Here is a 24,701-nt window from a genome sequence, read left to right as displayed (position 1 = left end):
CATCATACTAAACAGCATGTGTGATTGTACCTGAGATTTTCAAACATTCTACAAAATGCTTCACCACGTTCCTCGAAATTTTTCCATTGATCAAAAGAAGCACACGCGGGAGAAAGTAATATTGTTACTTCTTCTGCGCTATTTAAGGCCTCTTCAAAAGCCAATCTGAATGCATCTTCTAGATTGCAACATTTAACATAATCTACTTTATTCTCCATAACATTTGCAAAAGCTTCGGTTGATTCTCCAATAAGAAAAGCTTTTCTAACCCTTGTAAAATGCTTGCTTAATGATTCTATTCCACCTTTTTTGCTTCTTCCACCAGCGATCCAATTTATGTTTTCATAAGATAAGATCGCCTTTTCGCTCGATTTTGCATTAGTTGCTTTGCTATCGTTCACGAAAAACACATTTCTTATTTTGCCAAGCAGTTCATTCCTATGCCTCAGTCCTGAAAAGGACTTGATTCCATTGATAATAGTGTTGCTATCTACTCCAAGTACCTTACATACGGCATATGTGGCTGCTATGTTTTCTGCGTTGGATATTAGGTTTATTTTCACGTCGCTTACTGATAAGCTATGATTCTCTAGTTTTAACGAGATCTTCTGGATCCCAGTGCCCCTTTTGTCATCCAAGTAGCTGACACTGGGATCCAGATAATTTCGATCTATAACAGTAATCTGTTCACTATAATCAAGCAAATTGTTACCTGCCAATGATATTAGATCTCTTGCACCACCCTCTGTCATCTGAGTAGTTGGCAATGGTTTTTCTTTTCTGGATTCCAGCGTCACGCGCTGGAATGACATCGGGGAATATGTTACTGAGATTGGAATTTTGTCTCCAGTGAATTTGTTGAATATATCAGCAGTAATCTCATTGTCACATCCTATTACGGCAACCTCACTACCGTTTATCAGTTTTAATTTAGTTGCTATGTAGTTCTCCATACTTCCATGCCTATCTATGTGATCTGGTGTAATATTGAGCAGTGCTGAAATGTCCACGTTAATTTCATTCATCAACTCCAATTGAAAAGAGGAGAGTTCGATTACATAAATTTCTGCATCTCTTTCTAGATCCAAAACAGGAACGCCTAAATTTCCACCAATAGCTACTTTTTTCCCTGCAGATTTTAATATGTGCCCTATTAGTGATGTAGTGGTTGATTTACCATTTGTTCCTGTGACGCCTATTACCTTCTGGTTCGTAGTTTTAGCTTCAAGAAATAGCTCAATGTCTGATTTTATTTTGCAATCAAATCTCCTTGCAAGTTTTACTATCCAATGTGGCTCTGTTGGCACTCCAGGGCTTAAAACCAATGCACTGATCTCATGCCAATTGTATTCCTTGGGATGAATAAAATTACATTTTTTATACATCATTTTTGCATTTGCTATTTGCTCTTCATGATCATCCCATGCATATATTCTTGCACCACTCTTTGTTAGAGCGTTAATGGCGGATAAACCAGTTTTACCAAGACCAAAAACCGCGACGTTTTGATTTTTATATTTGTTTAGTTGCACTGCTAGATAACTTATGCGAACCATTTTATAAAGATATCGTACAAATTACAACAGACTTCTTTCGTAGGTTACAACTGTCATTCAATAGAAACGAAAAAACTTACTTGACACCCTCCGCCAGTCCCCTTAGGCTTTGTTGCATAGCAACTGAAAAAATCTGGTGGCTACTGACAAAATTCATTATAAAATAGCCATTTAACCTTGAAAGAAAAAATATGCCACAAAAAATGAGGGTCAGTAACCATAGCGAATATAACAAATTTCTAGAAAAAAGAGGAAATATTTTTCATTATATCAACGAAGCCATAGAAAAGTGGTACGAGAATGGTCCAAAAATACCAGGTGGCAACAATATTTATAGCGATAAAGTTGTAATTTTGGTGCACATAATAACTTGTTTATTTAGAATAGGCCTGAGGCAAACAGTTGGGTTTATAGCAGGATACCTTGAGCAAATTGGGAAAAATTTGCAAGTTATCAGCTATTCACAATCATCAAGAAGGTTTAAGAAACTTAATATTAAGATCAATGATTGCAGAATTGATAAAAATAATATGGAAGATATCGAAATTGCTATAGACAGTACAGGAATTAGTATATACAACAACACTCCTGGTCATAGCAAGGAAAATAGCGAAGATAGAAAGTATCGCAGCTATGAACAGACAAGAAAATTGCATGTAATGTTGAATACAAACAGCAAAAAAGCCATAGCTGTAAAATACAGTAATGGTGTCTACTCTGATCACTATGGAGCTTGTGATTTGCTAAAAGAAGTCGATTTTCAGTATGTCATAAAAGTACTATATGCAGATAGGGCATATGATAGAGAAAAGCTCTATAAGCTGTGTAATCAATATGGTATAAAAACGAAAATTCCTCCGAAAAACAACGCAGCAGAGCATCCAAAATTGGATTATATGCTTGATAGAAATGCCGCTATTCAGTTAATGAAATTACATGGTGAGAATGGTATAAAAAGATGGAAAGAAGAAGTAAATTACGGAAAAAGATCGTATATTGAAGGATTTTTCTCAAGGTTGAAGCGAATATTTGGGTTTAGTTTTAGGAGCAAATCTGAGATTAATCGTGAGAAGGAACTACTTGTTAAATGCTATTTGCTCAATAAGTTCACTGATATTGGTATGGCTAAATTTGAGATAGCTTCATAAATTTATTGTGCGTTACCTACTATCCGAAGAGCGATGCAACAAAGCCAATCTGGATCCAAGTAGTTAGGGCGCTGGGATGATACCCTTTCCGGTGGAACAATATTTGTACAGTTATGGAATTGTGCAACAGGCACAATTTAATATAAAAAGCTTTGCTTTTTGAAATTTTGGGTTATACTTAACTTAAGATATTTCAGTAGGAAATTTATTGTGAATAGAAAGGAAGCTTTAGAAGTATTGGACTTAAATGCAAATCCCAGTGAACGAGAAATTACAATAGCATATAGAAAATTAGCCCTTAAATATCATCCTGATAAACATTCAGGTAAGAGTAAGGATGTGCAAAAACAAAATGAGGAAAAATTTAAAGAATTAGGTGCTGCATATGAGTGCCTTACTGTACGAAGTTCAAAAATAATCGCAGAGATGACAGATGAAGAATTTGAAGATGTGATGGGGATGTCAGATGAGAGATTTGATATGTTCATGAAGAAGACAATGCAGTGTTGTATGAAGAACTTAGATGAGATTAACTCTGCTGACGATTTGAGTTCTTCTTTAAGTGCTGCTACCTTAGGCAGAGATGTAGAATACCTAAAGAAGCTTTTTTCTAAGTTCAAGAGTAGCAAGAATGGACAATTTGGTGATTATATAAACAAATCTTATGCAGGGGTAAGTCCATTAACTTGTGCTATATTGTCTCAAAATATTGAAATTGTAGAGCTTTTCTTAAAAAATGGTGCAGATCCTAATACAAACATTTATGGATTTTTAAACATCCATAAAAGTGAAGCTTATAGGAATAAAGTTGAGAAGTTGTTAGTCGAGTATGGGAGAATTGATAAATCCAGTGTATTTTGTCAGTTAGCTCTTGCAGTTCTAACAAGTTATGTTGCTTTTGCGATTTACTCTTCATGTGATGCCTCTTTCGTATGTTATGCGGGAGTGGCAGCATTTGCTCTTGCTGGAGTTCTTCTTGTTGCAAAAGCTATACATGATGTGTTTTATGTACAAACAAAATGGCCTTCTCCTAATTTTGATGAAGTTAATGCTGAACAAGTAATAAATAGCCAAGAACAAGGTGCTGCTGGTAGCTCTCGGAACGTCTGGGTTTAACTTATAAAGGTCAAAAAAGGTTCTTTTTTAAAAAACTTAAGTTATACTTATAATATTTGATACCTTTTATAGTGATTATGTCGAGTTTAAGCTGCCTTCATGGTGATAATGCAGAATTTGTAGAAGAGATGTATAGCCGTTATCTGCAGGGCGATAAATCAATCGGGGAAGATTGGAACAGAATTTTTTCAAGTAATTTAGAAGTTAAGAAAACGGAGACCTGCAATGTAACCAAGACGGATGATTCGGCTTCTGATTTGGCAAATTTCTTTAGGTCCTACGGTCATTTTTTTGCAGACCTTAACCCGCTATCACCAAATGAAAATCAAGAAATAGATTATCAAAAATATTCAAATTTATCCCCAGCACGTGACGCTGAAATCTATAGAGATATTTACTGCAAGAATATCGGTTTTGAATTTATGCATATTTCCTCTTATGAAGAGAGAATGTGGCTGCAGGAAAAGATCGAAAATCAAACCTATATGCTGAGCTCACAAGACAAAAAAGAAATACTGAGGCACTTGGTCGAATCCGAAATGTTCGAGCAATTTCTCCATATGAAATTTCCTGGATATAAGCGTTTTTCTATCGAAGGTGGAGAGGCAGCTATTGTTGCAATTGAAAGAGTTATTAGTGATTCTGCAGCTTTTGGTATTGAAGAAATAGTTCTTGGCATGGCTCACCGCGGACGACTCAATGTTCTAACCAAAGTTATGGGGAAAGAATATGCGGCAATGCTGTCTGAATTTCAAGGCAACCTTGCATACCCAAGTGGTCTTGAGGTGTCTGGTGATGTTAAATATCACCTTGGTTATTCTTCTGATCGAGCACTTGCCAGTGGCAAAAAAATACATTTAAGTTTATGCCCTAATCCATCTCACCTTGAAGCGGTAAATCCGGTTTTGGCTGGAAGAATAAGAGCAAAACAGAATATAAGATCTGTGCTTGGAATATCAATTCATGGTGATGCGGCTTTCATCGGTCAAGGAGTGGTTGCTGAAACTTTAACCTTAAGCAATATTGAAGGCTATAAAGTGGATGGCATTGTGCACATTGTCATTAATAACCAAGTTGGTTTTACTGCTAATCCGTGTTGTGCGCGATCCTCTTTTTACTGTACTGATGTAGCAAAATCAATAGAAGCTCCAGTGTTTCACGTTAATGGAGATAACCCAGAAGCTGTGAGTTTTGCTACAAGTCTGGCGATGGAATATAGGCAGAAATTCAAAAAGGACGTAGTGATTGACATAATATGTTACCGCAAATATGGCCATAATGAGGGTGATGAACCGAATTTCACTCAGCCACTTATGTATAAGGCGATATCAAAGCATAAAACTCCTGGAACATTGTATGAAGAAAAATTGACTGCAGAGAAAGTATTAGATGGCGATGAAGTAAATAAATTGCGCAGTGAATTCAGGGCAAAATTAGATAAAAGTCTTGCTGAATCAGCGGCTTATACTCCAAAAAAAGCTGACTGGTTCGGTGGAGTGTGGTCAAAATTAAGAAGAGCAAAGTTGAACGATTTGAGCGAATACTACACGGATTCTGGTGTTCCGCCAGATGAGCTGAAAAAATTGGGTGTTCATATAAATAGCAATATCCCAAGTAGCTTTAATATCAACAATAAAGTTAGAAGAATACTCGATGGCAGAATAGACAGTATAAATTCCGGTCACGATATAGACTGGGCAACTGCTGAAAGTCTTGCATTTGCATCACTGCTCACAGAAGGAATAGGAGTGCGTTTATCAGGACAAGATTCTGGACGTGGAACTTTCTCGCACCGTCATTCAAGGCTTGTTGATCAGGTAACAGAAGAAGCGTTTATTCCGCTAAACAATATAAATGAAAAGCAAGCTCACTTTGAGGTCATAGATAGCGCACTATCTGAGTATGCTGTAATGGGCTTTGAATATGGATATAGCCTTGATTCCCCGTATTCACTGGTGCTCTGGGAAGGACAATTTGGTGATTTTGCAAACGGTGCGCAAATTATGATCGACCAGTTTATCGCATCTGCAGAAACAAAGTGGTTGCGATCAAGCGGTCTAGTTTTGTTGCTGCCTCATGGTTATGAAGGACAGGGACCTGAGCATAGTTCTGCTCGTATAGAGAGATTTTTGCAACTCTGCGCAGAAGATAACATGCAAGTTGTTAATTGCTCTACTCCAGCAAATTATTTTCATGCTTTACGCAGGCAAATCCACAGAGACTTTCGCAAGCCTTTAGTAGTGTTTACACCTAAATCACTATTGCGTCATAAAAGAGCAGTTTCTAACCTATCTGACTTTGAAGGAAAATTCCTCACGGTAATCCCAGAATATAGAACAGATTTGGTTCTAAATGATAAAATACGTAAAGTTGTAATATGCAGTGGTAAAGTTTACTACGACATAATTGAAGTATGTGAAGCACAAAAAATAAACGATATAGCAGTGATACGTTTAGAACAATTCTATCCGTTTCCTGCAGATAAACTAAGTAATGAACTTGAAAAGTACAAAAACGCTGAAATTATATGGTGTCAAGAAGAACCAAAAAATATGGGAGGATGGTTTTTTGTCAACCCATTGATAGAAGAAGTGTTGTCCAATCTCGATATTCAAGCAAAGAGACCTAAGTGTATCGCAAGACCTGCTGCTGCATCTCCTGCATGTGGTTATGCTAGTGTCCATGCTCAGCAACAAGAGGAGATTTTAAGACAGATCGCTTAGTATTTACAGTTATTGAAGCAGAAGTGGTGCTATAAAAGTAGCTGACACTTGAATCCGGTTGCATCACGCGCTGCGGCCAGGCGCAATAGAAAACGCATTACACCAATAAAGCCCTTTTGGTACTCAAGCAAATATAAAAGATTTTTATTCTATTAAAAAAAATATAATTTTTATTAAAATTTTCATTTATTTTTATTTAAAAAGTAAACATTATTAATATTTACTTTAATTAATATAGGATATATATGAATACAAAAATATTTGAGATGTTAATAAGGAGAACTGGTCTACGCAGAGATAGCAAAGCTGAGATCATACAGTTAAATAGAAATGAAAAAGCTTTTGTAGATGAGGATAAAGAATCTATCGAATTAGCTGAGGCCATTTTTGAAGAGAATAATATGTTTCATTTCCGCAAACCAGGTCCTGCTATCGATTACATTTTGCACAAATTAATAAATGATAGGAAGCTTTTCGAGGAAATGAAAGATAGAGGTACAAGTATAATACGTCTTTTTTCTTTGTTATCAATGTATCATGATCGTCTCAATTGCTGTGTTATAAGAAAAGGAGGGTGTATTACTGAGTGTGGCATACTTGATTACGCTGGCACCTATCCAGAACTAGTGCCTTTAGAAGACTTTATACTTATTGAGCCTTGCTCGTACCTCGAGTACACTGTGCTTGATAATGATAATATCAGAAATAGGTTAGCTAGAGACTTGACTGAAGACAAAACAAAATTAGATATCTTTTTGAATGGAATTTTAGCAACAAAGAATTCGGATTTAGTATTATCTTGTATTAACAAGATAGAGGTTCTTAATGAGGAAGATAGATATTTTGTTAATCGCTTACAGAAAAACAACATGCTAGACTACATCTTAAACAAAGATGATACAACACTTGCAAAATCAACTCTAAAGGAGTTGTTGAAGCTTTCTATTTTGCAGGAAGAAAAAAGCACTGAGTTAGAATCTCCCCAAGCTTCAAGTGTAAATGTTAGCAAAGCTCAGCAACATTGTAGTATATAGCTGGTGATAAAGTTTAAAATAATTGCATATACTAAGGCTCATTTAAATATAGAGCCTCAGTGGTGCTTAATTTTTTCAATTTATGGTAGCCCTACTATGATGTAGATCTATGCTCGCTTATAACTAAAATTTTACCTCTATTAGTGGAATGTTATTCCAGCTATTGCTTCCATAGTCATCAATAGAAGCGTTTAAGTAATCTGTATCAAAGCGCACGGGCACATCAAATTCGAAGCTCGCAGTGATTATCACATCTTTTACTGGTGGCTTCATAAATGTTATTTCTCCCGTTGAATAATTTACTGAATATTCACTCTCTTCTTTACCATTTAAATAAATCTTTACTGTCCCATGTACTGGCTTTTTGATCATACGTATATGCTTATCTTCCCCACTTACATAAGTTTTGATTAGCTGAAAAGTCGTTTTTTTGTTATCTCCTATACCAATCTCTTGATTGATGGCTATAAAATCCGACCAATCCTTAAAACGAAACCCTATTGCTTTACCTTTTCGTGCATGAAAAAATGTTATTAGTTCTAGTAGCTGCTCGTTTGATCTGACCCCGTAAGCTATGTTGTATCTAGTGCGTGCATGAGACCAATTGATGTTGCGCTGTTCACAACCATTGTGAGTTGTTACAACGTCAGTGGAAAATTCCGGTCCTCCAGTGGAACCATAAGATATATTTTCTGGAAATCTAATTTCTGTGAATGACATATGTCCTCCTGTGAAAGTAAAATAGTTTGGTTGAAGAAAATGTTGTAATTTGAAAGCGTTTCACATAGCAAATGACGCTATGGAAAGTGGATGAGACCACTGAGTTAAACTGCTGTCATACCCACAATTACTATACTCAGGTTCATTTGAGTTGTCAAGCAAAAAAAATAAAATTTTATGGCAAATTGTAACTAGCCTTGCTTGTGACTTAATTCATCTACTTTTTTGCGTAATACATTCAAATCAGTTGCTCCTACAAACAGGCTATCTCCAATTATTAAAAAAGGTGTACCACCTACTCCCAAATCTCTTACTAGAAGCCTACTGTTGTTTATCATTTGCTCAATTTTGTCCGCGTTATCTTTTATAGAATCATTAAAATCGTCCTCATCAATCCCTATGTTTTTCACTATATCCAATATGCTTTCGTCTGAAAATTCTCCTTTGTGACTTAAAGCAGCATGGTGAAAATCGAAATATTTTTCTTTATCGAGAAAATAGACAGCTAAAGCACTTTTTGCTGCCTTTAAAGAAGCGTTACCAAGTATTGGAGCATCCCTAAAGATATACTTAATTTTGCCGTCGTTAATTAACTGCTTTATATCATTCTTTATAGCTTTGCAATGTCCACAAGAATAGTCAAGGAAGCCTACAGCTATAACACTACTATTTTCATTTCCGGAGTAAGGATAAGTAAGGTCAAATATTTGATCCTTGTATTGTGAAATTTTACTTTTGGTTACATTATCTCGAGCAGCGTAACTACTTTTAATCGACTCCTCTTTGAGAGTTTTTACGATCTTATCAAAATTTCTGCTTATATAATTATCTAATTTCTCACCTATATAATCATCGTTTAGCATTTGGCTGCGATTTGAAAGCCAATTGTTTATTATCGGCAAGCTTGCTATTGCTATTATTAAAATTAATAAAAACGATATTCTAGACATACAATTTATTTAAAAACCTACAACATAAAACTTTTAGTACACATTTATCTGTATATTAAAAGAAGCATCTAATGTTAATATATAAAAACATTTGTATCAAGTGTATTTTATAACCAGTTTTGCCTCAAATGCAAACTTTACACAATAAAACTCAAGCACATTACCACAAAGTTCATCAGAAGACTTGGTGATGAGGGTGGTGAAACATTTTGGTAGTTGATTATCTTATAACTGCCATGTATAATGCTAACAAACGCGGCGATAAATATTGGTAAAAAAAAGGAAATAGCCATTCTAGGAAGTAAGCTTCTCTTTTTCCCATTTGCTGAGTTTATTGCAGTGTATGGTCGCGTCGTGTGGGTGTAATAAAACAATTTTTCAGTCAATATGCCGATAATTTTAAATATTCTATATGAGTGTCATAATGAAATTTTTAAAAACTCTTTTTAACTTAACATTGTTAGTGTTTTTTATAACTCCTCCAGTTGAAGCAAGGTGGACTAAGTATGAAGATGCTCCCATTGAGATCAAAATTTCTAATAGTACCATTAATATTAATGGGGATGGTACTTATGAATTAGAATCAGAACTCCAAGCAAAAGTACTCAAGGAATCTGGGCGTAGTGCATTCTCCCCATACAGTCTTATTTATAATGGTGATAGTGCAGACCTCACTATTTTAGAAGCTAAAACAGCTTACAATGGGAGGGAATACGTAGTCGCTAAAAACATGATAGAGGACAAGGCGTTGGCTAGTCCTCAAGGTTTCGATCAGCTAAGGCAAGTAACCATATCATTTCCTAAAATGACAATTGGTGCAGAAGTATATCTAAAATATAAACAAATTCATAAAAAAGTTCCTATTGATAATTTTTATGGTTTGCACTTTTCTTATTATGGGCGGTATTTTCAAGCAGAGAATACTAAAATCAATTCTGAGTTGCCTCTAGAGATTAGTGTGAATGATCCAAGAAACGTATTAAAGATCGCTGAGGAGAAAAAGAATGGTGTACATTCTATAAGCATTACTTTAAAAAAGGCAATTTATGAAGGTTTGATAAATGAGCCACATAATGGAATATTGAATTTTGAGCACAATACTTGGGTATCACTGTCAAGCCTATCTAAATGGGAGGATTTAGCAAAAAAATTAGCTCCTGGATATTATAACGTCATTACTCAGCCACTTCCTACAATTTTTACGGCCATAGCAGAATCTGCTGCCAATGAGGGTACTGATGAAGAGAAAATTAACGTTGTTACTTCTTTGTTGAATGAGAAAATTCAATACACGGGAGATTGGCGTACAGTGTCAGGACGATTTTTTCCAAGAGATTTAGAGAAAATTGCTGATTATCAAACTGGAGATTGTAAGGATTTTTCTGTTAGTACGGCTGCTATTTTACAAAAACTTGGTTACAGAGTTCAACCTACTCTAGTTATGAGAGGAATTACTAGCATTCCTAATTCCGAAGCATTACCTAATCTGGGTAATTTTAATCATACGATGCTCAGAGTAACAAATAAAGGTGGAAAAATATATTGGATTGATCCGACTAATAAGGTTAGTATGGCACAAGGTATTTTTCCAGATGTTGCTGACAAAGTTGCTTTAGTATTGGATTCTAAAGAAGTTAGCTACACAAAAATTCCTGCTGTACAAGCTGAAAATTCAAAAATTATATCCCATAGTGAATTAACTATACAAGATAATGTTGTAAACGAACGTGGTCAGCTTACTATGCAAGGGGAGTCAGCTATGAGCTTAGCAAGTGCTGGATTATATTACTCAAACGAGCAGTTAAGAGATTCTGTTTTTTATATAATTAGTGGGGTATATCTTAATGAAAAAGAAAAGAAATTCTTAGAATTGCCTGATCTTACTTCGCGTAATGTAGAGGATCTTACAATTAAGTATGAATTACAACAAAAAAATAAAGTTTTTAGGACGAACCTAGGACTTGTTTTAACTTTAGAAAATAATTTGCTTAATGGTGTCGTAAATACAGTTTCTGACCAAGTGTCAGACATTTTTATAGGTACTCCTCATACTCGTGAAACGCATACGGTAATAAAAGACATTGCGATTAAAAACTGTGCAGAATTGAATTTTGAAATAAATTCTCCATGGTTATATGTAAATAGGTCATGTAAACATCAAAATGGCAGCACAGAATTAAATGATATAGTAGCTATACAGAAAAGCTTTATTACCAATGAAGAGTTAAACACTACTGAATATAAAAACTTAAAAAGCGAGCTGGAGAATAATTTTTCTAGAGCCTCTATAATAATAAGTGAATAGGTTGTGCTGGGAAAAACACTTCTTAAAAGACTTAAAATCTTTAAAATATGTACAACAACTTACGTGACTTCATCAAAGCCTTAGAAGAAAAAAAAGATCTGATTAGGATTAAGGAGGAAGTTTCAACAGTTCTTGAAATGACAGAAATTCATCGCAGAGTTTTGTCAAGCAAAGGGCCAGCGATCATTTTTGAAAATGTTATCACAGAAAATGGCAAAAATTCGATTCCAGTTTTGGTGAATTTATTTGGTACTATTAAGAGGATTGCATTGGGGTTGAACATAAACCCTGATGAACTAAGAGATCTTGGTAAACTTTTAGCATTTTTGCAATCACCTGAGCCGCCAAAAAACTTTAAGGATGCTATAAAAATGTTTCCTTTGTTGAAAGTCGTGTTATCGATGCGAAGTAAAGTCGTGAGCAAGGCTCCATGTCAAGAGGTAGTGCTAACCGGAGATGAAGTGGACCTAAGTCTACTGCCCATTCAAACATGCTGGCCAAATGAACCTGCACCACTTATCACCTGGCCAATTGTGGTAACGAAAGGACCCACGAAAGAAAAGCAAGATAATTTTAATCTTGGAATATATCGTATGCAGGTTATAGATAAAAAAACAACACTAATGCGTTGGCTTGCACACAGGGGTGGCGCAACTCACCATAAGCGTTGGAAGGAAGAAGGCAGAAATATGAAATTTCCTGCTGCTGCTGTGATCGGTAGTGATCCTGCAACGATTATTGCTGCGGTAACTCCAGTGCCAGAAACATTGTCAGAATACCAATTTGCTGGACTGCTGCGAAAGAAGCCGCTTGAACTTGTAAATTGTAAGACTATTCCACTTCAAGTGCCAGCTCACGCGGAAATCGTTCTGGAAGGCTATGTGAGTTTGGATAGATATCAAGATGAGGGACCATATGGAGACCACACTGGCTACTATAATTCTGTTGAGCAATTTCCAGAATTTAATATTACTGCAATTACTATGCGCAAAAATCCAATTTATCTCAGCACTTTCACTGGCAAGCCACCTGATGAACCATCGATTCTTGGTGAAGCACTCAACGAAATTTTTGTGCCCATTCTTATCAATCAATTTCCAGAGATAGTGGACTTTTATCTGCCACCGGAAGGTTGCTCATATAGAATAGCGGTAGTGTCGATAAAAAAATCCTATCCAGGGCAGGCAAAAAGAATTGTTATGGGCATACTTTCCTTTCTAAAGCAATTTTTATACACGAAGTTTATTATCGTTGTTGATGATGATATAAATATACGTGATTGGAAGGAAGTGATGTGGGCAATGTCAACAAGGATGGACCCTGTGCGTGATACAATCATGATAGAAAATGCACCTATTGATTATTTAGACTTTGCTTCCCCTGAAAGTGGACTTGGAGGTAAGATGGGATTTGATGCGACAAATAAAATCCCGCCTGAAACCAAACGAGAGTGGGGAAAGAAAATTGAGATGAGTGAGGAAATAGTAAGGAAAGTCGCGGAGAAGTGGGAGGAATATATGGACTAGACTTCTTGCATAAAAGCAGAAAAAAGTTTGGCGTTTTTTATAATGCTGCATTAACTGATAATTGTGCGTCACAGTGCCCTTTTTTTGTCATCCTATAGCTATACCGCCGCGGTATCTCTTAGCCGCTAACAAGTAGTGGGATGACGAGCTTATCGTCATCCTGCCGCGAACCGTCATACCGCGATTCATTCGCGGTATCTCAGCCGCTAACAAGCAGCGGGATACTTAGGGATGACGGTTGTTGTTTAGCTGTAAATATTAAGAAATTTACCAAATGAAAAAAAAGGCAAAAGAAGCCCTGGGGTTATTATCCGCTTTAAAATATTGGCGTTTTTTATGTTTTAAACGCTTGACAAGCGAGATTCAGCCGCTTTTAATTGCAACTAACTTACGCTGCAAATGTTTAAGAAATTTACTAAGCAGAAAAAAAGACAAAGAATCCCCGAGTTAGCTAGTCTTTTACTATCTCTGTCGAGTATTGGCATTTTTTGATGTCTTGTAACGCTTTATAAGCGCGTTCAGCTTATTTAGATAAAAATCTAGATGTAGATGAAGTTTTGTAAAGACATACAGTATCTATATACTGCAAAAAATTGAACATAAGACGCCGATACATTAAGTAATCCTTACCTTTTAATCTGCAGATTGGCGAAAGCAAATACAATAGCTTCAGTTTCATGATAAGAGGGCTGGCGAAGGGTGTCAAGCAATTTTCGTTTCTGCGAGTACCTGAGTTTATTGACTTCATTAGAGCCAAAACTCTTGAGACCTAGGTGATAATTCTATCTAAAAGGATGCCAAAAAAGAGAAGCAACCCTACGTAGGAATTATTTTTAAATATGGACATGCATTGACTGGGATCGTCAGGATTGAAATTTTTGTATTGGCGGTGAAATATGAACCCTACAGCAAGTAGAGCAATATAAAAAATGTTATTTAATGATGATAAGATACCAGCATATAGCCACGTCATAAGAGATATTAAATAAAATCTTTTCAACCAAGATTTTGTTGTATCACCAAAATATAATGCGGTAGATTTCATCCCGAGTTTTTCATCATCTTTTTTATCTTGATGGGCGTATATGGTGTCATAGCTCAGTGTCCAGAAGACGCATCCTATATAAAACAGCAAGGATTCTATACTGATCTGGTTTGTTATTGCTGCTGAGCCCATGAGCGATCCCATATTGAAGGTAAACCCTAAGAACAATTGTGGCCACCAAACATACCGCTTTAATAAAGGGTAAGTAGCTATCATACACATTGAGATTATTCCAAGTATAAGTGTAGTTTTATTAGTTAATAATAAGATTACCAGGGCAATAGACAGTAGCAGTGAAAGTAAAGCTAAAGCCTGCTTTATGTTTAATGCACCACTTGCAAGTGGCCTATATTTTGTTCGTTCAACGTGCGCATCTATTTTTCTATCGAAGATATCATTGATTATGCACCCTGCGGGTCTCATTAAAAATGCACCTATAGTAAACAAAACAAGGAGAAAAAGAGCCTGATACGATAGAGAAGTTGAGGCTAAAAGAATACCGCTCAAACTGGGAAATAGCACAAGCCACAAACCCGTTAAACTGTGCAACCTCATTAATGAAAAGTAACGATTGAAATGCATTAATTAAGTGTGATTATGTAATATTTTGCTTACATTAACAAAATTATCGAACGCTAAATCAGGCTTGAAAACTAACTCAGGTATAAATCGCAAATCAACATAACACAATATAGATTTACGTATTGACCATGCAGACTGGTTCATTTCATTAACAACAGTGTTAATATCACAATTATTCTCAGAAGGATCTCCAGTGCGTCTTTTTTCTGGATCTAAGTAGTCAGCTACTTGAATATTCAATGAAGATAACACAATATATACATCTGCTTTTTTCAAATCTTTACTTAATTTTACGTCAGATACCGCTACATTTTTATTGAACACCTTACCTTCCATTAGAATTCTTGATATTGCTCTATGCAATACCGATGCTATCTTTAGGTTTCTAATTTCCTTTTTCATATCCAGCTACTATAACACCCTTTCTTCTTGCACTAATTGATAAGCTTCCAAAATATCTCCAACTTTAATATCGACATTACCCTCTAGTGATACTCCGCATTCAAAGTTTACACCTACTTCTTTAACATCATCTTTAAATCTACGTAGTGCTTTTAACTTTCCTTCATGCACCAATTTGCCACCACGCACTACCTTAATTAAAGAATCTTTTTTTATGACTCCATCACTTACATAACATCCAATGATATTACCAGCTTTAGATACATTAAATATTTGCCTTACAGATGCAGAACCAACACGAACCTCTCGTGTAACAGGCTTTAACATTTTAGTTAAATACATTCTCATGTCGTCAATGAGCTCGTATATTATGTTATAAGTATGTATTTCTATACCTTTTTGTTTTGCCAAGTCCCTTATTTTTGAGTCCACTTTTACATTAAAAGCTAAAATTACTGCACTTGATGCTTCTGCAAGCAGCACATCTGAATCTGTTATCCCTCCTACTGCTTTGTGTAGGATATTTAATTTCACTTGGTCTTTACCGAGTTTATCAATTGAACTTGATATTGCTTCAATAGAACCAGTTACATCGCACTTTAAAACTACAGATAGTTCTTCTGTTTCGCTGTTATTACGACTGAATATATCTAAATTATTGTCGCCCAAATCTTCTTTCTTTTTCTTGATTAACTCTAGCCTGTATTCAACAATTTCACGCGCCTGCTTTTCAGAATTTACAACAACAAATTTATCTCCAGCATTTGGTACACCATTTAGACCAGTAATTTCAATTGGAGCGGAGGGTAGTGCTGCTTTTTCTCTTTGACCAAGGTGATTAACCATACTACGTACTTTACTGTATGTTGTACCAACTACCAATATATCACCAACCTTTAACGTTCCTTCCTCAACTATCAATGTAGCTGATATTCCTTTCGCTTTATCTATTTTGGATTCTATTACCCATCCAAGTGCTCGACAATCTTCTATTGCTTCTAGCTTCATTAATTCAGCGATTAACAAAATCGTCTCTTCTAGTTTATCTAAATTAGTTTTCTTTTTTGCTGATACTGGCACAATCATAACATCACCACCAAGCTCTTCAGGAATGAGATCATATTGAGGTAAGCTACTCATTACTTTCTCCACATCACCAGGCTCAGATTTATCAATTTTATTAATAGCAACTATAATAGAAACATTTGCTGCTTTTGCATGATTTATTGCTTCAACTGTTTGTTTCATGATTCCATCGTCAGCTGCAACTACTATTACAACTATATTAGTAATATTGGCACCACATGCACGCATCGCAGTGAACGCTTCATGTCCTGGTGTATCAATGAAAGTAATTTTTTGCTTATCTTTTGTTATTATTTGATAAGCACCTATGTGTTGAGTTATGCCACCTGACTCTCTTTCTGCAACATTAGATTCACGAAATGCATCGAGCAATGAGGTTTTACCATGATCGACGTGTCCCATAAAAGTGACGATTGGTGGTTTAGGTTTTTTAGGCAGGCTTTCTCTGCCTTCTATAAAAAATAAATCTTTTTCTCTGTTGGTATCGCTCACTCGTTTAGCCGTATGATTAAATTTTTCCACTATTTCACATGCTATATCTGGATCCACCAGATCATCTACTCTATAACTCTCACCGACTTCTTCTTTGAACATTTTTAGCACACTCTTGCTATCTTCTGCCATGCGAATAGATAACTCCCTGATAGTTATTTTGTCTGGTATAATAACTTCTCTTGATATATTTTTACCCTTAGTAAACTTTGACTTTCTACCTCTTATACCAAACCTTTGCTTAAATACAGGGGGTTGTTCAGTTTTTTCATCTATTGCCTGTGCAATTACCAGTTTAGAATGCTTAGAATATATATCTTTGTTGACTTTAAAAGACTTTTTATCGTTGTCCTCATGGTCAATACTATCTTCTTTTGGTTCAACTAAGTGGGTATTACTTAAAACTTGCTTATTTATTTCCTTAGATAAAGCGTCCGCTTCATTTTTCTCGTCAATCTCTTTATTGCTGTCTTCTTTTGCTGTTTTCTCTTTTTCTTCTCTCTGATTTCTTTCTTTCAGCAAAGCAGCATTCTGCACAGCATTAATGCGAAAAATTTGTTCTTTCTCTGTTAAAGAACCTAATTTACTCTCGTCAAATAAATTATGTTCTTCTGCATCATGAGATTTTTTTCTTCTTTTTTTTACTACTGTAGCTCCAGTACTTGGGCTAGCTGAAGAGTTTAAATTGAGGTCTAATTTAAGCTTGCTTAAACCTTGGAGCGTTAATTTTTTATCACTGATATCTTCATTATTCATATTATTTTATTATATTAATCCAAGCTTTTTACGTGCTTCTATGATTATTGAATCTACTGTATCTTTTAGATCTTCTTTGCTATCGGATGAGGAAGAGAGTATGCTGCAAAACTCATAACTTGATAAATCTGCTATGTCCTCTAAAGTCTTAATATCATGCTTACTAAGAGCAATTTTATTGTCTATTGATAAAGTTAAATTGATTACATCATCCTCCATACCTAAACTTTTTAGCTCTTCTATTTTTCTATCATTTTCTGCTTTCAGGTACTTATTTGCTCTATTGTGAAGTTCGTTTGCAATATCTTCATTAAAGCCCTCTATTGAAGCAAGCTCTTTAATTGAAGCGCTAGATATGTCTTCTACACTTGAAAAACCTTCTGTTACCAATAGCTGACCCATAATCTCTTCTAAGTTTAAAGCTTCAGCAAATAAAGCTGAACATTGACTAAGTTCTTTACTTCGCCTTTCTGATTCTTGCTGAGTGCTTAATATCTCAATTTTCCATCCAACAAGCTCTGAAGCTAATCTTACATTCTGGCCCTTTTTTCCTATCGCTAAACTCAATTGATCTTCAGCAACTATTAACTCTATGCAATTTTCATTTTCATCAATAATAACCTTCGATACTTCTGCAGGAGTAATGGCTTTAATAACAAATTGACCCAAATCTGAGGAGTAATTTATAACGTCAATTTTTTCACCATTTAATTCGTGTATAATAGTTTTTATTCTATCTCCCTTAACTCCAACACAAGCACCTACTGGATCAATGTTCTTGTCGGGAGAGAAAACGGCAACCTTAGACCTTGAACCAGCATCTCTAGCTATACCTTTAATTGTCACTAATCCGTCAGCAATTTCTGGTATTTCTTGATTTAATAATGCCTCCAAAAAGCCTTCATGAGTCCTAGAAAGAATAATTTGACGTCCATCATCAGAGCGCTTAACAGTCTGTATGTAAGCTTTAACCTTATCACCTTCACGAAATGATTCACCACCAGTTAAATTTCGCAATGGAAGATATGCCATAGTGCCATTTATGTCTATAATAAGATCTGAATATTCTACTTGTTTAACAATACCATACCTTATTTCTCCCACTTTATCTTTAAACTCCTCATATTGCTTTTTTGACTCTTCATCTTTAATTACTTGAGCAATCTTTTGCTGGGCAATTCTTGCTGAAGCAAGATCAGTGTTAAGAGAGAGCAATTCACTAACAGTATCTCCAACTTTTGCATCTCCTTTTATTAATTTAGCTTGTGTAAGCGTAATTGATTCACACTCAGTATTCTCTTTTTCATTTGATTCATCATCAATAACTTTTAGTTTTCTGTATGAAGTAACTTTGCCTGTGTTTCTATCTATATCAACTACAATTTTACTTTTGCTACCATATTTTTGATGAGCCACTGCTTCTATAGCACTTTCTAGTGCCTTTATTACAACATCAAAATCTAAACCTTTTTGAAGTGAAAGCTCTCCTGCTGTTTTTATTACATCAAGGCTTCCAACTATGTTATTCTTGTTACTTTTCTGCTTAACACTGCTTTTACGATTAGCAATCATAATAAATAAATCCAATGTAATTAGTTATAATTATAGCTCCAACGGGCAAAGAACACTATCTTAAATGTTAAATGATTGCTAATTTAAGTCAAGTTTTTTCATGTTTTTGTATAACAAGCAACGCAGGAGTAAAGAATAAAGTTAAAACCGTTGCAGCCAATATTCCACTTGCTATGGTTGTTGAAATGTCAACCCACCACTGGCTTGATGGAGCATCATATGTGATTTGTAGCGTAAAAAAATTGATATTTAACCTGGTAATCATCGGTATTAAACCAAGAACTGTGGTTGCAACGGTAAGCAATATTGGCCTAACGCGAGAAATTGCAGCGTTTATTACACATCGCTTGATGTCATTTTTGTGTACCTTAATTTGGTGATGAAAGGCATCAAGCAATAGTATGTTATTATTTACTATAATTCCCGCCAAAGCAATTATCCCCACTCCACACATAACAACTACGAAAACTTGTTGGATAAGAAAGAAAACAAAAAACACACATGTTGTGGATAAAAACACTGCTGTCATTACGATAAATGTATGGTATACATTATTAAACTGTGTCACTAATACCAATATCATTAGTGTAATCGCTAATATAAAAGCCTTTAACAAAAATGCTCCTGATTTTTGTTGATCTTCTTTGTCGCCTTTAAAATCAATTTTTACTCCCTTGTCCCAATCCTGGGCAATAGAATTCTGAATGAACTTTACTCTTTCATCAACAAGATAGCCAGTATCAACGTCAGCAGAGATTGTCACTGTGCGTAATCCATCAATCCTGTTTAGTTTGTTTACCTTTTTTTCGGGAGCATATTTTACTATATTGCTCATAGGATACGGGCCATTAACTGTATTGATAAAAAGATTGTCTATAGTCTTCATGTTGCGATCCTTTCCAGGGAAACGGAGTACAATATCGATTTCTTCATCCGTGTTATTTGGTCTATATTTTCCAATCAACACTCCATTTGTAACCATCTTTATAAAATCGCCAATGGTTGCAACACTTACTTCAGAGCTTGTAGCCTTATTCTTATCAACACTCATATTCCACTCTATTTCAGGTGCTGATCTGCTATCTTGAATATTTATAAACCCGGATGAAGGTTGGTTCATAATTTCTAGAATTTTCTCTGCTGCTAAATTCAAACTGGATACACTCCCGCTGAGGTTAATTTGTATTGGCTTGTCAGCCGACGGTCCTGGCTTTTCCTCTTGAACATTAATTATTATTCCTTTCATGTCTTGCACACTGCTCCTTATATCATTTAGTATGTGCTTAGCTTTGCGCCTGAAGCGCCAATCCATAAGTTCTAGTTGTATTCTGGCGATAACGTTGTCTGAAAATGCTCCTGATCTAGCATAAGAAACATGAATTTCTTTTTCAATGCTCAAAATGCGTTCTTCCACTTCTTTGAGTATCAGATCTCGTTCTTTGGCTGATAAGCTTTCTTTTGCTTTAACACTGATTAAAATATTATCTGAATCCACTTTCGGAAAAAACTTTACTCCAGGACCAAAAGTAAAGTACAGCACACTAAATGAAAACAAAACGAATACAGTAGCACATACGAATTTTTTAGGATGATCCAAAACCTTCTCTAGCATGCGTACGTAAGCTCTTATTATAGGCCCAGCATTTTTTATTTCACCACTTTCTATAGCACTCATTTTTTTTATTTCTTTTTTTGAAGTTATCGAAGGCTTACCAAATATTGCACCAAGTGTTGGTATAAAAACCAAAGCCATAATGAGCGATCCAGTCAAAGTTAGGATTATTGTAATTGGTATGTACTGCATGAATTTACCAACAGTATCAGGCCAGAATAATAGAGGAAAAAACACTGCTAATTTAGTTAACGTTGATGATAGAACCGGATAAAACATATCACGAACTGAAGTGTAAAAAGCTTCTACTTTGTTCATTCCGCAGATCATCTTTCTATCGGCATATTCGCTGATCACAATTGCATCATCAACCAGCATGCCAACAGCCATAATTAAACTGAAGAGCACAACGATATTTAAGGTTATACCCATAAAGTAAAGAGCTATTATCCCAATGAGAAAGGAACCGGGTATCGAGAGTGCCACAAGAATAGCAATCCTTGTTCCCATAGAAAGCATCATTATGATCAATATTAACAACACAGCAAATATTATGCCGTTTTCCAAGTCATCAAGCACATCGCGGACGTTTTTTGACTGGTCGTTTAAGTACACCACTTTTAAATTTTCAGGTAATTGATCTTTTGCCTTATCCATTAAGTATTTTACTTGATTTACTGTGTCTATTATGTTTTTTCCGTTACGTTTTGAAATTTCTAGCATGACACTAGGTAATCCATTAATGCGAGCAAATCCTTGGTGATCCTCAAACCTAGGGTATACTTTTGCTATATCTTTGATTCTCAAAACTGCATCGCCTTGAGATCTAATAGGAATATTCATAATATCTTCTATATCTTTTAATAACCCTGATATTTTAATCGAATATTTACCGGTATCATTTTCCAGTGACCCAGCTCCCACTAGTCTGTTATTGCTTGATATAGCTTGGAATATTTCGTTTGATTGAATGTTATATTTTGTTAGAACTGTGGGCTCAACTATCACTTCCACTGTTTCTTTACGCATACCTGCCACTTCAACTTTGAGAACATTTGGCAGAGATTCTATTTCTTTCTTTAGCTTGCGTGCTATTTCAGTTAAGGCTCTTTCTGGCAAATTACCAATTAAGCCGACATTGAGTATCGGAAATAAGCTCAAGTTTATTTCATTGATTATCGGAGATTCCGCTTCAACAGGTAACTTCGATTTTATGTTTGAAAGCTTTGAACGAACATTATCGAGCACTTCTTTATTATCATACTCTGTTCCAAATTCGAGTATCATGTGAGCACCATCATTAGTTGCAAAAGCTCTCAATTCTCTTAGAACCTGTTTAAAATCTTCGTAATAGGAGAGAAATGAAGGAAAGGACAATCATTTGCAAGCTGGTATTGAGTTTACGTTCGCAATTTTTCCATAGCCGTCTACACTTTTCTAACCAAGCAAAAGAACGCTCAACAACCCATCTCTTTGGCAATACAACAAAAGAATGTAATTCACTGCGCTTTATTACCTCAACAGTTGCACCAATAATATCTTTTATTTGGGTTGCAAAAATTTTTCCTGTGTAGCCTGCATCAACCAATATATTTTTGACTTCAGAAAGGGTATCTTTAGCATTTTCAACCATTCTTACAGCGCTACTACGATCAGTTACTTCTGCTGTTGTTACATAAATTGCATGTGGTAGACCTTGAGTATCAACTGCAATATGACGCTTTATGCCTGAAATCTTTTTACCTGCATCATAGCCCTTTTTTTCAGCAGTATCTGTGTTTTTAACACTTTGAGCATCAATTATACAGAAGCTAGTTTTCTCTTTCCGACCATTGTTGATACGGATCTCTCCAACCAATTTTTTTTAAAACTAATTCCAACAAACTTGGTTCTTCTCCATTCTTTTTATTCCACATTTGAAAATAGTAATATACGCTTTCCCACCTTGGAAAATCTTTTGGCAACATTCTCCACTGGCAACCACTTTTTAGGACGTATAACACTGTACGAAATACATCATACAAATCAAGTTTTCTTGGTCTCGTTTTCTTCCTGCTACTCTCTAGTATTGGTCTGATTTTTTCAAATTGCTCTCGACTTATATCACTTGGATAATTTTTACGCATAGATATACCTCATTCTTAATCTACCACTATTTTACCTCATCTCTCCGAGATTTTAAACAGGTTCTTAGGTGATTATATTCGTGCCACCTTAATTGCTGCATCCAGAATGGAAGATTATAGTAGTATTATCTTGCTTGCTGAAGTAGCCCAAAGAGCAGTGACTGCTAGTAAAGTGCTACATGACTATTGCTTTGCTATATACGGTATAAATCGTGGAAAGAAATCTCTTGAGTGTTTTAATTTCACTAATTTTCTTTTATCCATCTCGTATAGTAATACCTATGAGGCTATGACGGTTTTGTATTCTTGCATGTTTATATACGAGACTGTCGTTGATAGCATGAAAAATAGATTCAAGAAAAATAATAGATATAGGGATTGGTTTAATTTTTGTTACAGTGATTCAGTAAAGTCTGGATGCATTATTTTGGAAAATATTGTTGATGGATATTGCAGCAGAGCAAGAGAAAACGAAAAGAGCAGAATGCTTGAGTTGTTTAGAATAACTGCACAATTTGTGTTAGATTTTTTGAACGGTGCATATAATTTTTCAAGATTCAATCAATTTCCTAAGGAACATTGACAATTTTAAGCTAATTTGTATCCTTAATAAGTATTTTTTAAAATGCTATGAAAAGTAAAGAACATGATTTTCATTTAGTGGATCCAAGCCCTTGGCCAATTGCTGTATCAGCAGCAATTCTTATTCTTGCACTTGGATTAGTTGGCACGCTTCATAAACAAATTGTCGGAATGTTTTGTTTAGTTTTGGGAATCTCCGCAGTATCAGGGGTGCTGTTCTACTGGTGGAGAGATGTAATAAGGGAGGCCATTTATGACAAATGTCACACTGCCATTGTAAAACATGGACTCAAATTTGCAATGTACTTATTTATTCTCTCGGAGGTCGTATTTTTTATAGTGTTCTTTTGTTCATTCTTTAAAGCCTGGCTTGATCCAGTTTTTTTATTTGAGGCGTTTTCTCCTGCAAAAAAAGTTGAATGGCCCCCTGAGGGAATTTTGCCACCTGATCCGTGGTCACTACCATTCATGAATACATTAATATTATTGCTTTCTGGTACAACAATTACTTGGGCAAATCACTCTTTACTTAAAAATGATAAAAAGAGCATGATTAAAATGCTGTCCATAACTATATTGCTTGGAGTTTTTTTTATAATAGTGCAAGCAATAGAGTATCATGAAGCGAGTTTTTCTCTACAAGAAACAGGAGAAAAGCTTATTTATACATCCAATTTTTATATGATTACCGGTTTTCACTGCGCACACGTTATAATAGGAATAATATTTTTATCAGTGTGTTTATTTAGAGCACGGAAAGGCCAATTTACACTTCAGGACCATTTGTGCTTTGAGTTTGCCTCCTGGTATTGGCACTTTGTAGATGTAGTCTGGATATTTTTATTTTTGTTTGTCTATTGGTTAAGCGTTTATTAAGTGGTTAAAATAATAGGTCTAGATCCAGGAATAAGCAAGACTGGGTGGGCCATTATCAGCCTGAACGAAAAAAATAATATTGAATTTTTGGGCGGCGGTACCATATCAACTGATGGTAAATTGGGTACAGGTGAACGCCTACATACAATTTTTGAACAATTAAAGAAAGTAATTTCCCTATACTCTCCGAATGAAGCTGCGGTGGAGAAAATTTTTGTTAATAAAAATCCTAAATCTTCACTAACTTTAGGATATGCAAGAGGGGTTGTAATTTTAGCGTTAAAAATAACAAAGCTAACTATGAATGAATATGATGCAAACTATGTAAAAAAAAGCATTACCGGAAATGGCCATGCTGATAAGGATCAGATTATATTTATGGTGAAGCAAATAGTTAAAAATTTGAGTATAAAATGCCACCATGCTGCTGACGCTCTTGCTGTAGCAATTTGTCATGCTTATACGAAAGGTTCTTGTTTTGTTGAGTAACTT

At 35.3% G+C, this 24,701-nt stretch carries 19 protein-coding genes; 10 read left to right on the top strand and 9 right to left on the bottom strand.

Annotation, left to right across the window (positions count from 1 at the left end):
* Positions 1-2: 2 nt before the first annotated feature.
* Entirely contained in the window at positions 3-1,556 is a 1,554-nt protein-coding gene (locus AAGD72_RS02155; RefSeq protein ID WP_341814991.1) for a UDP-N-acetylmuramoyl-L-alanine--D-glutamate ligase, read from the bottom strand.
* A 191-nt stretch (positions 1,557-1,747) separates the two neighbouring features.
* Here AAGD72_RS02155 and AAGD72_RS02150 point away from each other — a divergent pair, with 191 nt between their 5' ends.
* From AAGD72_RS02150 to AAGD72_RS02135, 4 genes are all read left to right on the top strand, one after another.
* Positions 1,748-2,704 (top strand): IS5 family transposase, encoded by a 957-nt coding sequence (locus AAGD72_RS02150; protein ID WP_341814569.1) that lies wholly within the window; start codon positions 1,748-1,750, stop codon positions 2,702-2,704.
* A 210-nt stretch (positions 2,705-2,914) separates the two neighbouring features.
* Complete coding sequence (locus tag AAGD72_RS02145) at positions 2,915-3,820, top strand: DnaJ domain-containing protein (protein ID WP_246165596.1); 906 nt, start codon at positions 2,915-2,917, stop codon at positions 3,818-3,820.
* Between the two features lie 77 nt (positions 3,821-3,897).
* Entirely contained in the window at positions 3,898-6,543 is a 2,646-nt protein-coding gene (locus AAGD72_RS02140; RefSeq protein WP_341814989.1) for a 2-oxoglutarate dehydrogenase E1 component, read from the top strand.
* A gap of 245 nt (positions 6,544-6,788) precedes the next feature.
* Positions 6,789-7,577, top strand: a complete 789-nt coding sequence (locus AAGD72_RS02135) for a hypothetical protein (RefSeq protein ID WP_341814988.1) — start codon at positions 6,789-6,791, stop codon at positions 7,575-7,577.
* Between the two features lie 123 nt (positions 7,578-7,700).
* On the opposite strand, the gene AAGD72_RS02130 is transcribed toward AAGD72_RS02135, so the two are convergent.
* Together AAGD72_RS02130 and AAGD72_RS02125 are read right to left on the bottom strand one after the other, a co-directional pair.
* Positions 7,701-8,297: a TIGR02217 family protein gene (locus AAGD72_RS02130; protein WP_341814986.1), complete on the bottom strand. Its 597-nt coding sequence runs from the start codon at positions 8,295-8,297 to the stop codon at positions 7,701-7,703.
* Positions 8,298-8,488: 191 nt separating this feature from the next.
* Entirely contained in the window at positions 8,489-9,247 is a 759-nt protein-coding gene (locus AAGD72_RS02125) for a DsbA family protein (RefSeq protein WP_010963174.1), read from the bottom strand.
* Positions 9,248-9,671: 424 nt separating this feature from the next.
* Here AAGD72_RS02125 and AAGD72_RS02120 point away from each other — a divergent pair, with 424 nt between their 5' ends.
* The 3 genes from AAGD72_RS02120 to AAGD72_RS02110 all read left to right on the top strand — a co-directional run bounded on the left by AAGD72_RS02120 (position 9,672) and on the right by AAGD72_RS02110 (position 13,529).
* A complete protein-coding gene (locus AAGD72_RS02120) occupies positions 9,672-11,552 on the top strand; it encodes a DUF3857 domain-containing protein (RefSeq protein ID WP_341814985.1) in 1,881 nt (626 codons plus the stop codon).
* 47 nt (positions 11,553-11,599) lie between these two features.
* A complete protein-coding gene (locus AAGD72_RS02115; protein WP_341814983.1) occupies positions 11,600-13,078 on the top strand; it encodes a UbiD family decarboxylase in 1,479 nt (492 codons plus the stop codon).
* A gap of 274 nt (positions 13,079-13,352) precedes the next feature.
* A complete protein-coding gene (locus AAGD72_RS02110) occupies positions 13,353-13,529 on the top strand; it encodes a hypothetical protein (RefSeq protein WP_179945710.1) in 177 nt (58 codons plus the stop codon).
* Between the two features lie 318 nt (positions 13,530-13,847).
* Here the strand turns inward: AAGD72_RS02110 and ubiA are convergent, their stop codons facing one another.
* The 6 genes from ubiA to AAGD72_RS02080 all read right to left on the bottom strand — a co-directional run bounded on the left by ubiA (position 13,848) and on the right by AAGD72_RS02080 (position 22,751).
* Positions 13,848-14,705: a 4-hydroxybenzoate octaprenyltransferase gene (gene ubiA, locus AAGD72_RS02105; protein WP_341814981.1), complete on the bottom strand. Its 858-nt coding sequence runs from the start codon at positions 14,703-14,705 to the stop codon at positions 13,848-13,850.
* 3 nt (positions 14,706-14,708) lie between these two features.
* Entirely contained in the window at positions 14,709-15,107 is a 399-nt protein-coding gene (locus tag AAGD72_RS02100) for a ribosome-binding factor A (protein WP_038249615.1), read from the bottom strand.
* A gap of 9 nt (positions 15,108-15,116) precedes the next feature.
* A complete protein-coding gene (gene infB / locus AAGD72_RS02095) occupies positions 15,117-17,441 on the bottom strand; it encodes a translation initiation factor IF-2 (protein WP_341814980.1) in 2,325 nt (774 codons plus the stop codon).
* Between the two features lie 9 nt (positions 17,442-17,450).
* The gene (gene nusA, locus AAGD72_RS02090) at positions 17,451-19,013 is read right to left on the bottom strand and encodes a transcription termination factor NusA (protein ID WP_341814979.1); all 1,563 of its coding nucleotides are present in this window, start codon (positions 19,011-19,013) and stop codon (positions 17,451-17,453) included.
* 88 nt (positions 19,014-19,101) lie between these two features.
* Positions 19,102-22,002, bottom strand: a complete 2,901-nt coding sequence (locus AAGD72_RS02085; RefSeq protein WP_341814978.1) for an efflux RND transporter permease subunit — start codon at positions 22,000-22,002, stop codon at positions 19,102-19,104.
* Positions 21,962-22,751, bottom strand: a protein-coding gene (locus AAGD72_RS02080; RefSeq protein WP_341814578.1) for an IS5 family transposase whose coding sequence is annotated in 2 segments (ribosomal slippage) — positions 21,962-22,489 and positions 22,491-22,751 — 789 coding nt in all. Because the reading frame shifts where the segments join, the coding sequence is not laid out codon by codon here. The genes AAGD72_RS02085 and AAGD72_RS02080 overlap by 41 nt, the downstream gene beginning before the upstream one ends.
* 106 nt (positions 22,752-22,857) lie before the next feature.
* Between AAGD72_RS02080 and AAGD72_RS02075 the strand changes: the two genes are divergently transcribed.
* From AAGD72_RS02075 to ruvC, 3 genes are read left to right on the top strand one after another with little or no spacing between them, the layout of a single operon-like run.
* On the top strand, positions 22,858-23,334 hold the full coding sequence (locus AAGD72_RS02075) for a TenA family transcriptional regulator (RefSeq protein ID WP_341814977.1): 477 nt from the start codon (positions 22,858-22,860) through the stop codon (positions 23,332-23,334).
* A gap of 47 nt (positions 23,335-23,381) precedes the next feature.
* Positions 23,382-24,209 (top strand): cytochrome c oxidase subunit 3, encoded by an 828-nt coding sequence (locus tag AAGD72_RS02070; RefSeq protein ID WP_341814976.1) that lies wholly within the window; start codon positions 23,382-23,384, stop codon positions 24,207-24,209.
* Positions 24,210-24,698 carry a crossover junction endodeoxyribonuclease RuvC gene (gene ruvC, locus AAGD72_RS02065; RefSeq protein WP_209473140.1) on the top strand — a complete coding sequence of 163 codons (489 nt, stop codon included), beginning with the start codon at positions 24,210-24,212 and terminating at the stop codon, positions 24,696-24,698.
* The last annotated feature ends 3 nt before the right edge of the window (positions 24,699-24,701 follow it).

Source organism: Wolbachia endosymbiont (group A) of Chalcis sispes (genome assembly GCF_964026765.1).
Lineage (GTDB): Bacteria > Pseudomonadota > Alphaproteobacteria > Rickettsiales > Anaplasmataceae > Wolbachia > Wolbachia pipientis.
This window is presented reverse-complemented; position numbering and strand designations above follow the sequence as displayed.

Excerpts from the sequence above, each read along its gene's own strand:
- AAGD72_RS02155 (WP_341814991.1), bottom strand. The coding sequence starts at position 1,556 with ATGGTTCGCATAAGTTATCTAGCAGTGCAACTAAACAAATATAAAAAT.
- AAGD72_RS02150 (WP_341814569.1), top strand. The coding sequence starts at position 1,748 with ATGCCACAAAAAATGAGGGTCAGTAACCATAGCGAATATAACAAATTT.
- AAGD72_RS02140 (WP_341814989.1), top strand. The coding sequence starts at position 3,898 with ATGTCGAGTTTAAGCTGCCTTCATGGTGATAATGCAGAATTTGTAGAA.
- AAGD72_RS02135 (WP_341814988.1), top strand. The coding sequence starts at position 6,789 with ATGAATACAAAAATATTTGAGATGTTAATAAGGAGAACTGGTCTACGC.
- AAGD72_RS02130 (WP_341814986.1), bottom strand. The coding sequence starts at position 8,297 with ATGTCATTCACAGAAATTAGATTTCCAGAAAATATATCTTATGGTTCC.
- AAGD72_RS02125 (WP_010963174.1), bottom strand. The coding sequence starts at position 9,247 with ATGTCTAGAATATCGTTTTTATTAATTTTAATAATAGCAATAGCAAGC.
- AAGD72_RS02120 (WP_341814985.1), top strand. The coding sequence starts at position 9,672 with ATGAAATTTTTAAAAACTCTTTTTAACTTAACATTGTTAGTGTTTTTT.
- AAGD72_RS02115 (WP_341814983.1), top strand. The coding sequence starts at position 11,600 with ATGTACAACAACTTACGTGACTTCATCAAAGCCTTAGAAGAAAAAAAA.
- AAGD72_RS02110 (WP_179945710.1), top strand. The coding sequence starts at position 13,353 with ATGAAAAAAAAGGCAAAAGAAGCCCTGGGGTTATTATCCGCTTTAAAA.
- ubiA (WP_341814981.1), bottom strand. The coding sequence starts at position 14,705 with ATGCATTTCAATCGTTACTTTTCATTAATGAGGTTGCACAGTTTAACG.
- AAGD72_RS02100 (WP_038249615.1), bottom strand. The coding sequence starts at position 15,107 with ATGAAAAAGGAAATTAGAAACCTAAAGATAGCATCGGTATTGCATAGA.
- infB (WP_341814980.1), bottom strand. The coding sequence starts at position 17,441 with ATGAATAATGAAGATATCAGTGATAAAAAATTAACGCTCCAAGGTTTA.
- nusA (WP_341814979.1), bottom strand. The coding sequence starts at position 19,013 with ATGATTGCTAATCGTAAAAGCAGTGTTAAGCAGAAAAGTAACAAGAAT.
- AAGD72_RS02075 (WP_341814977.1), top strand. The coding sequence starts at position 22,858 with ATGGAAGATTATAGTAGTATTATCTTGCTTGCTGAAGTAGCCCAAAGA.
- AAGD72_RS02070 (WP_341814976.1), top strand. The coding sequence starts at position 23,382 with ATGAAAAGTAAAGAACATGATTTTCATTTAGTGGATCCAAGCCCTTGG.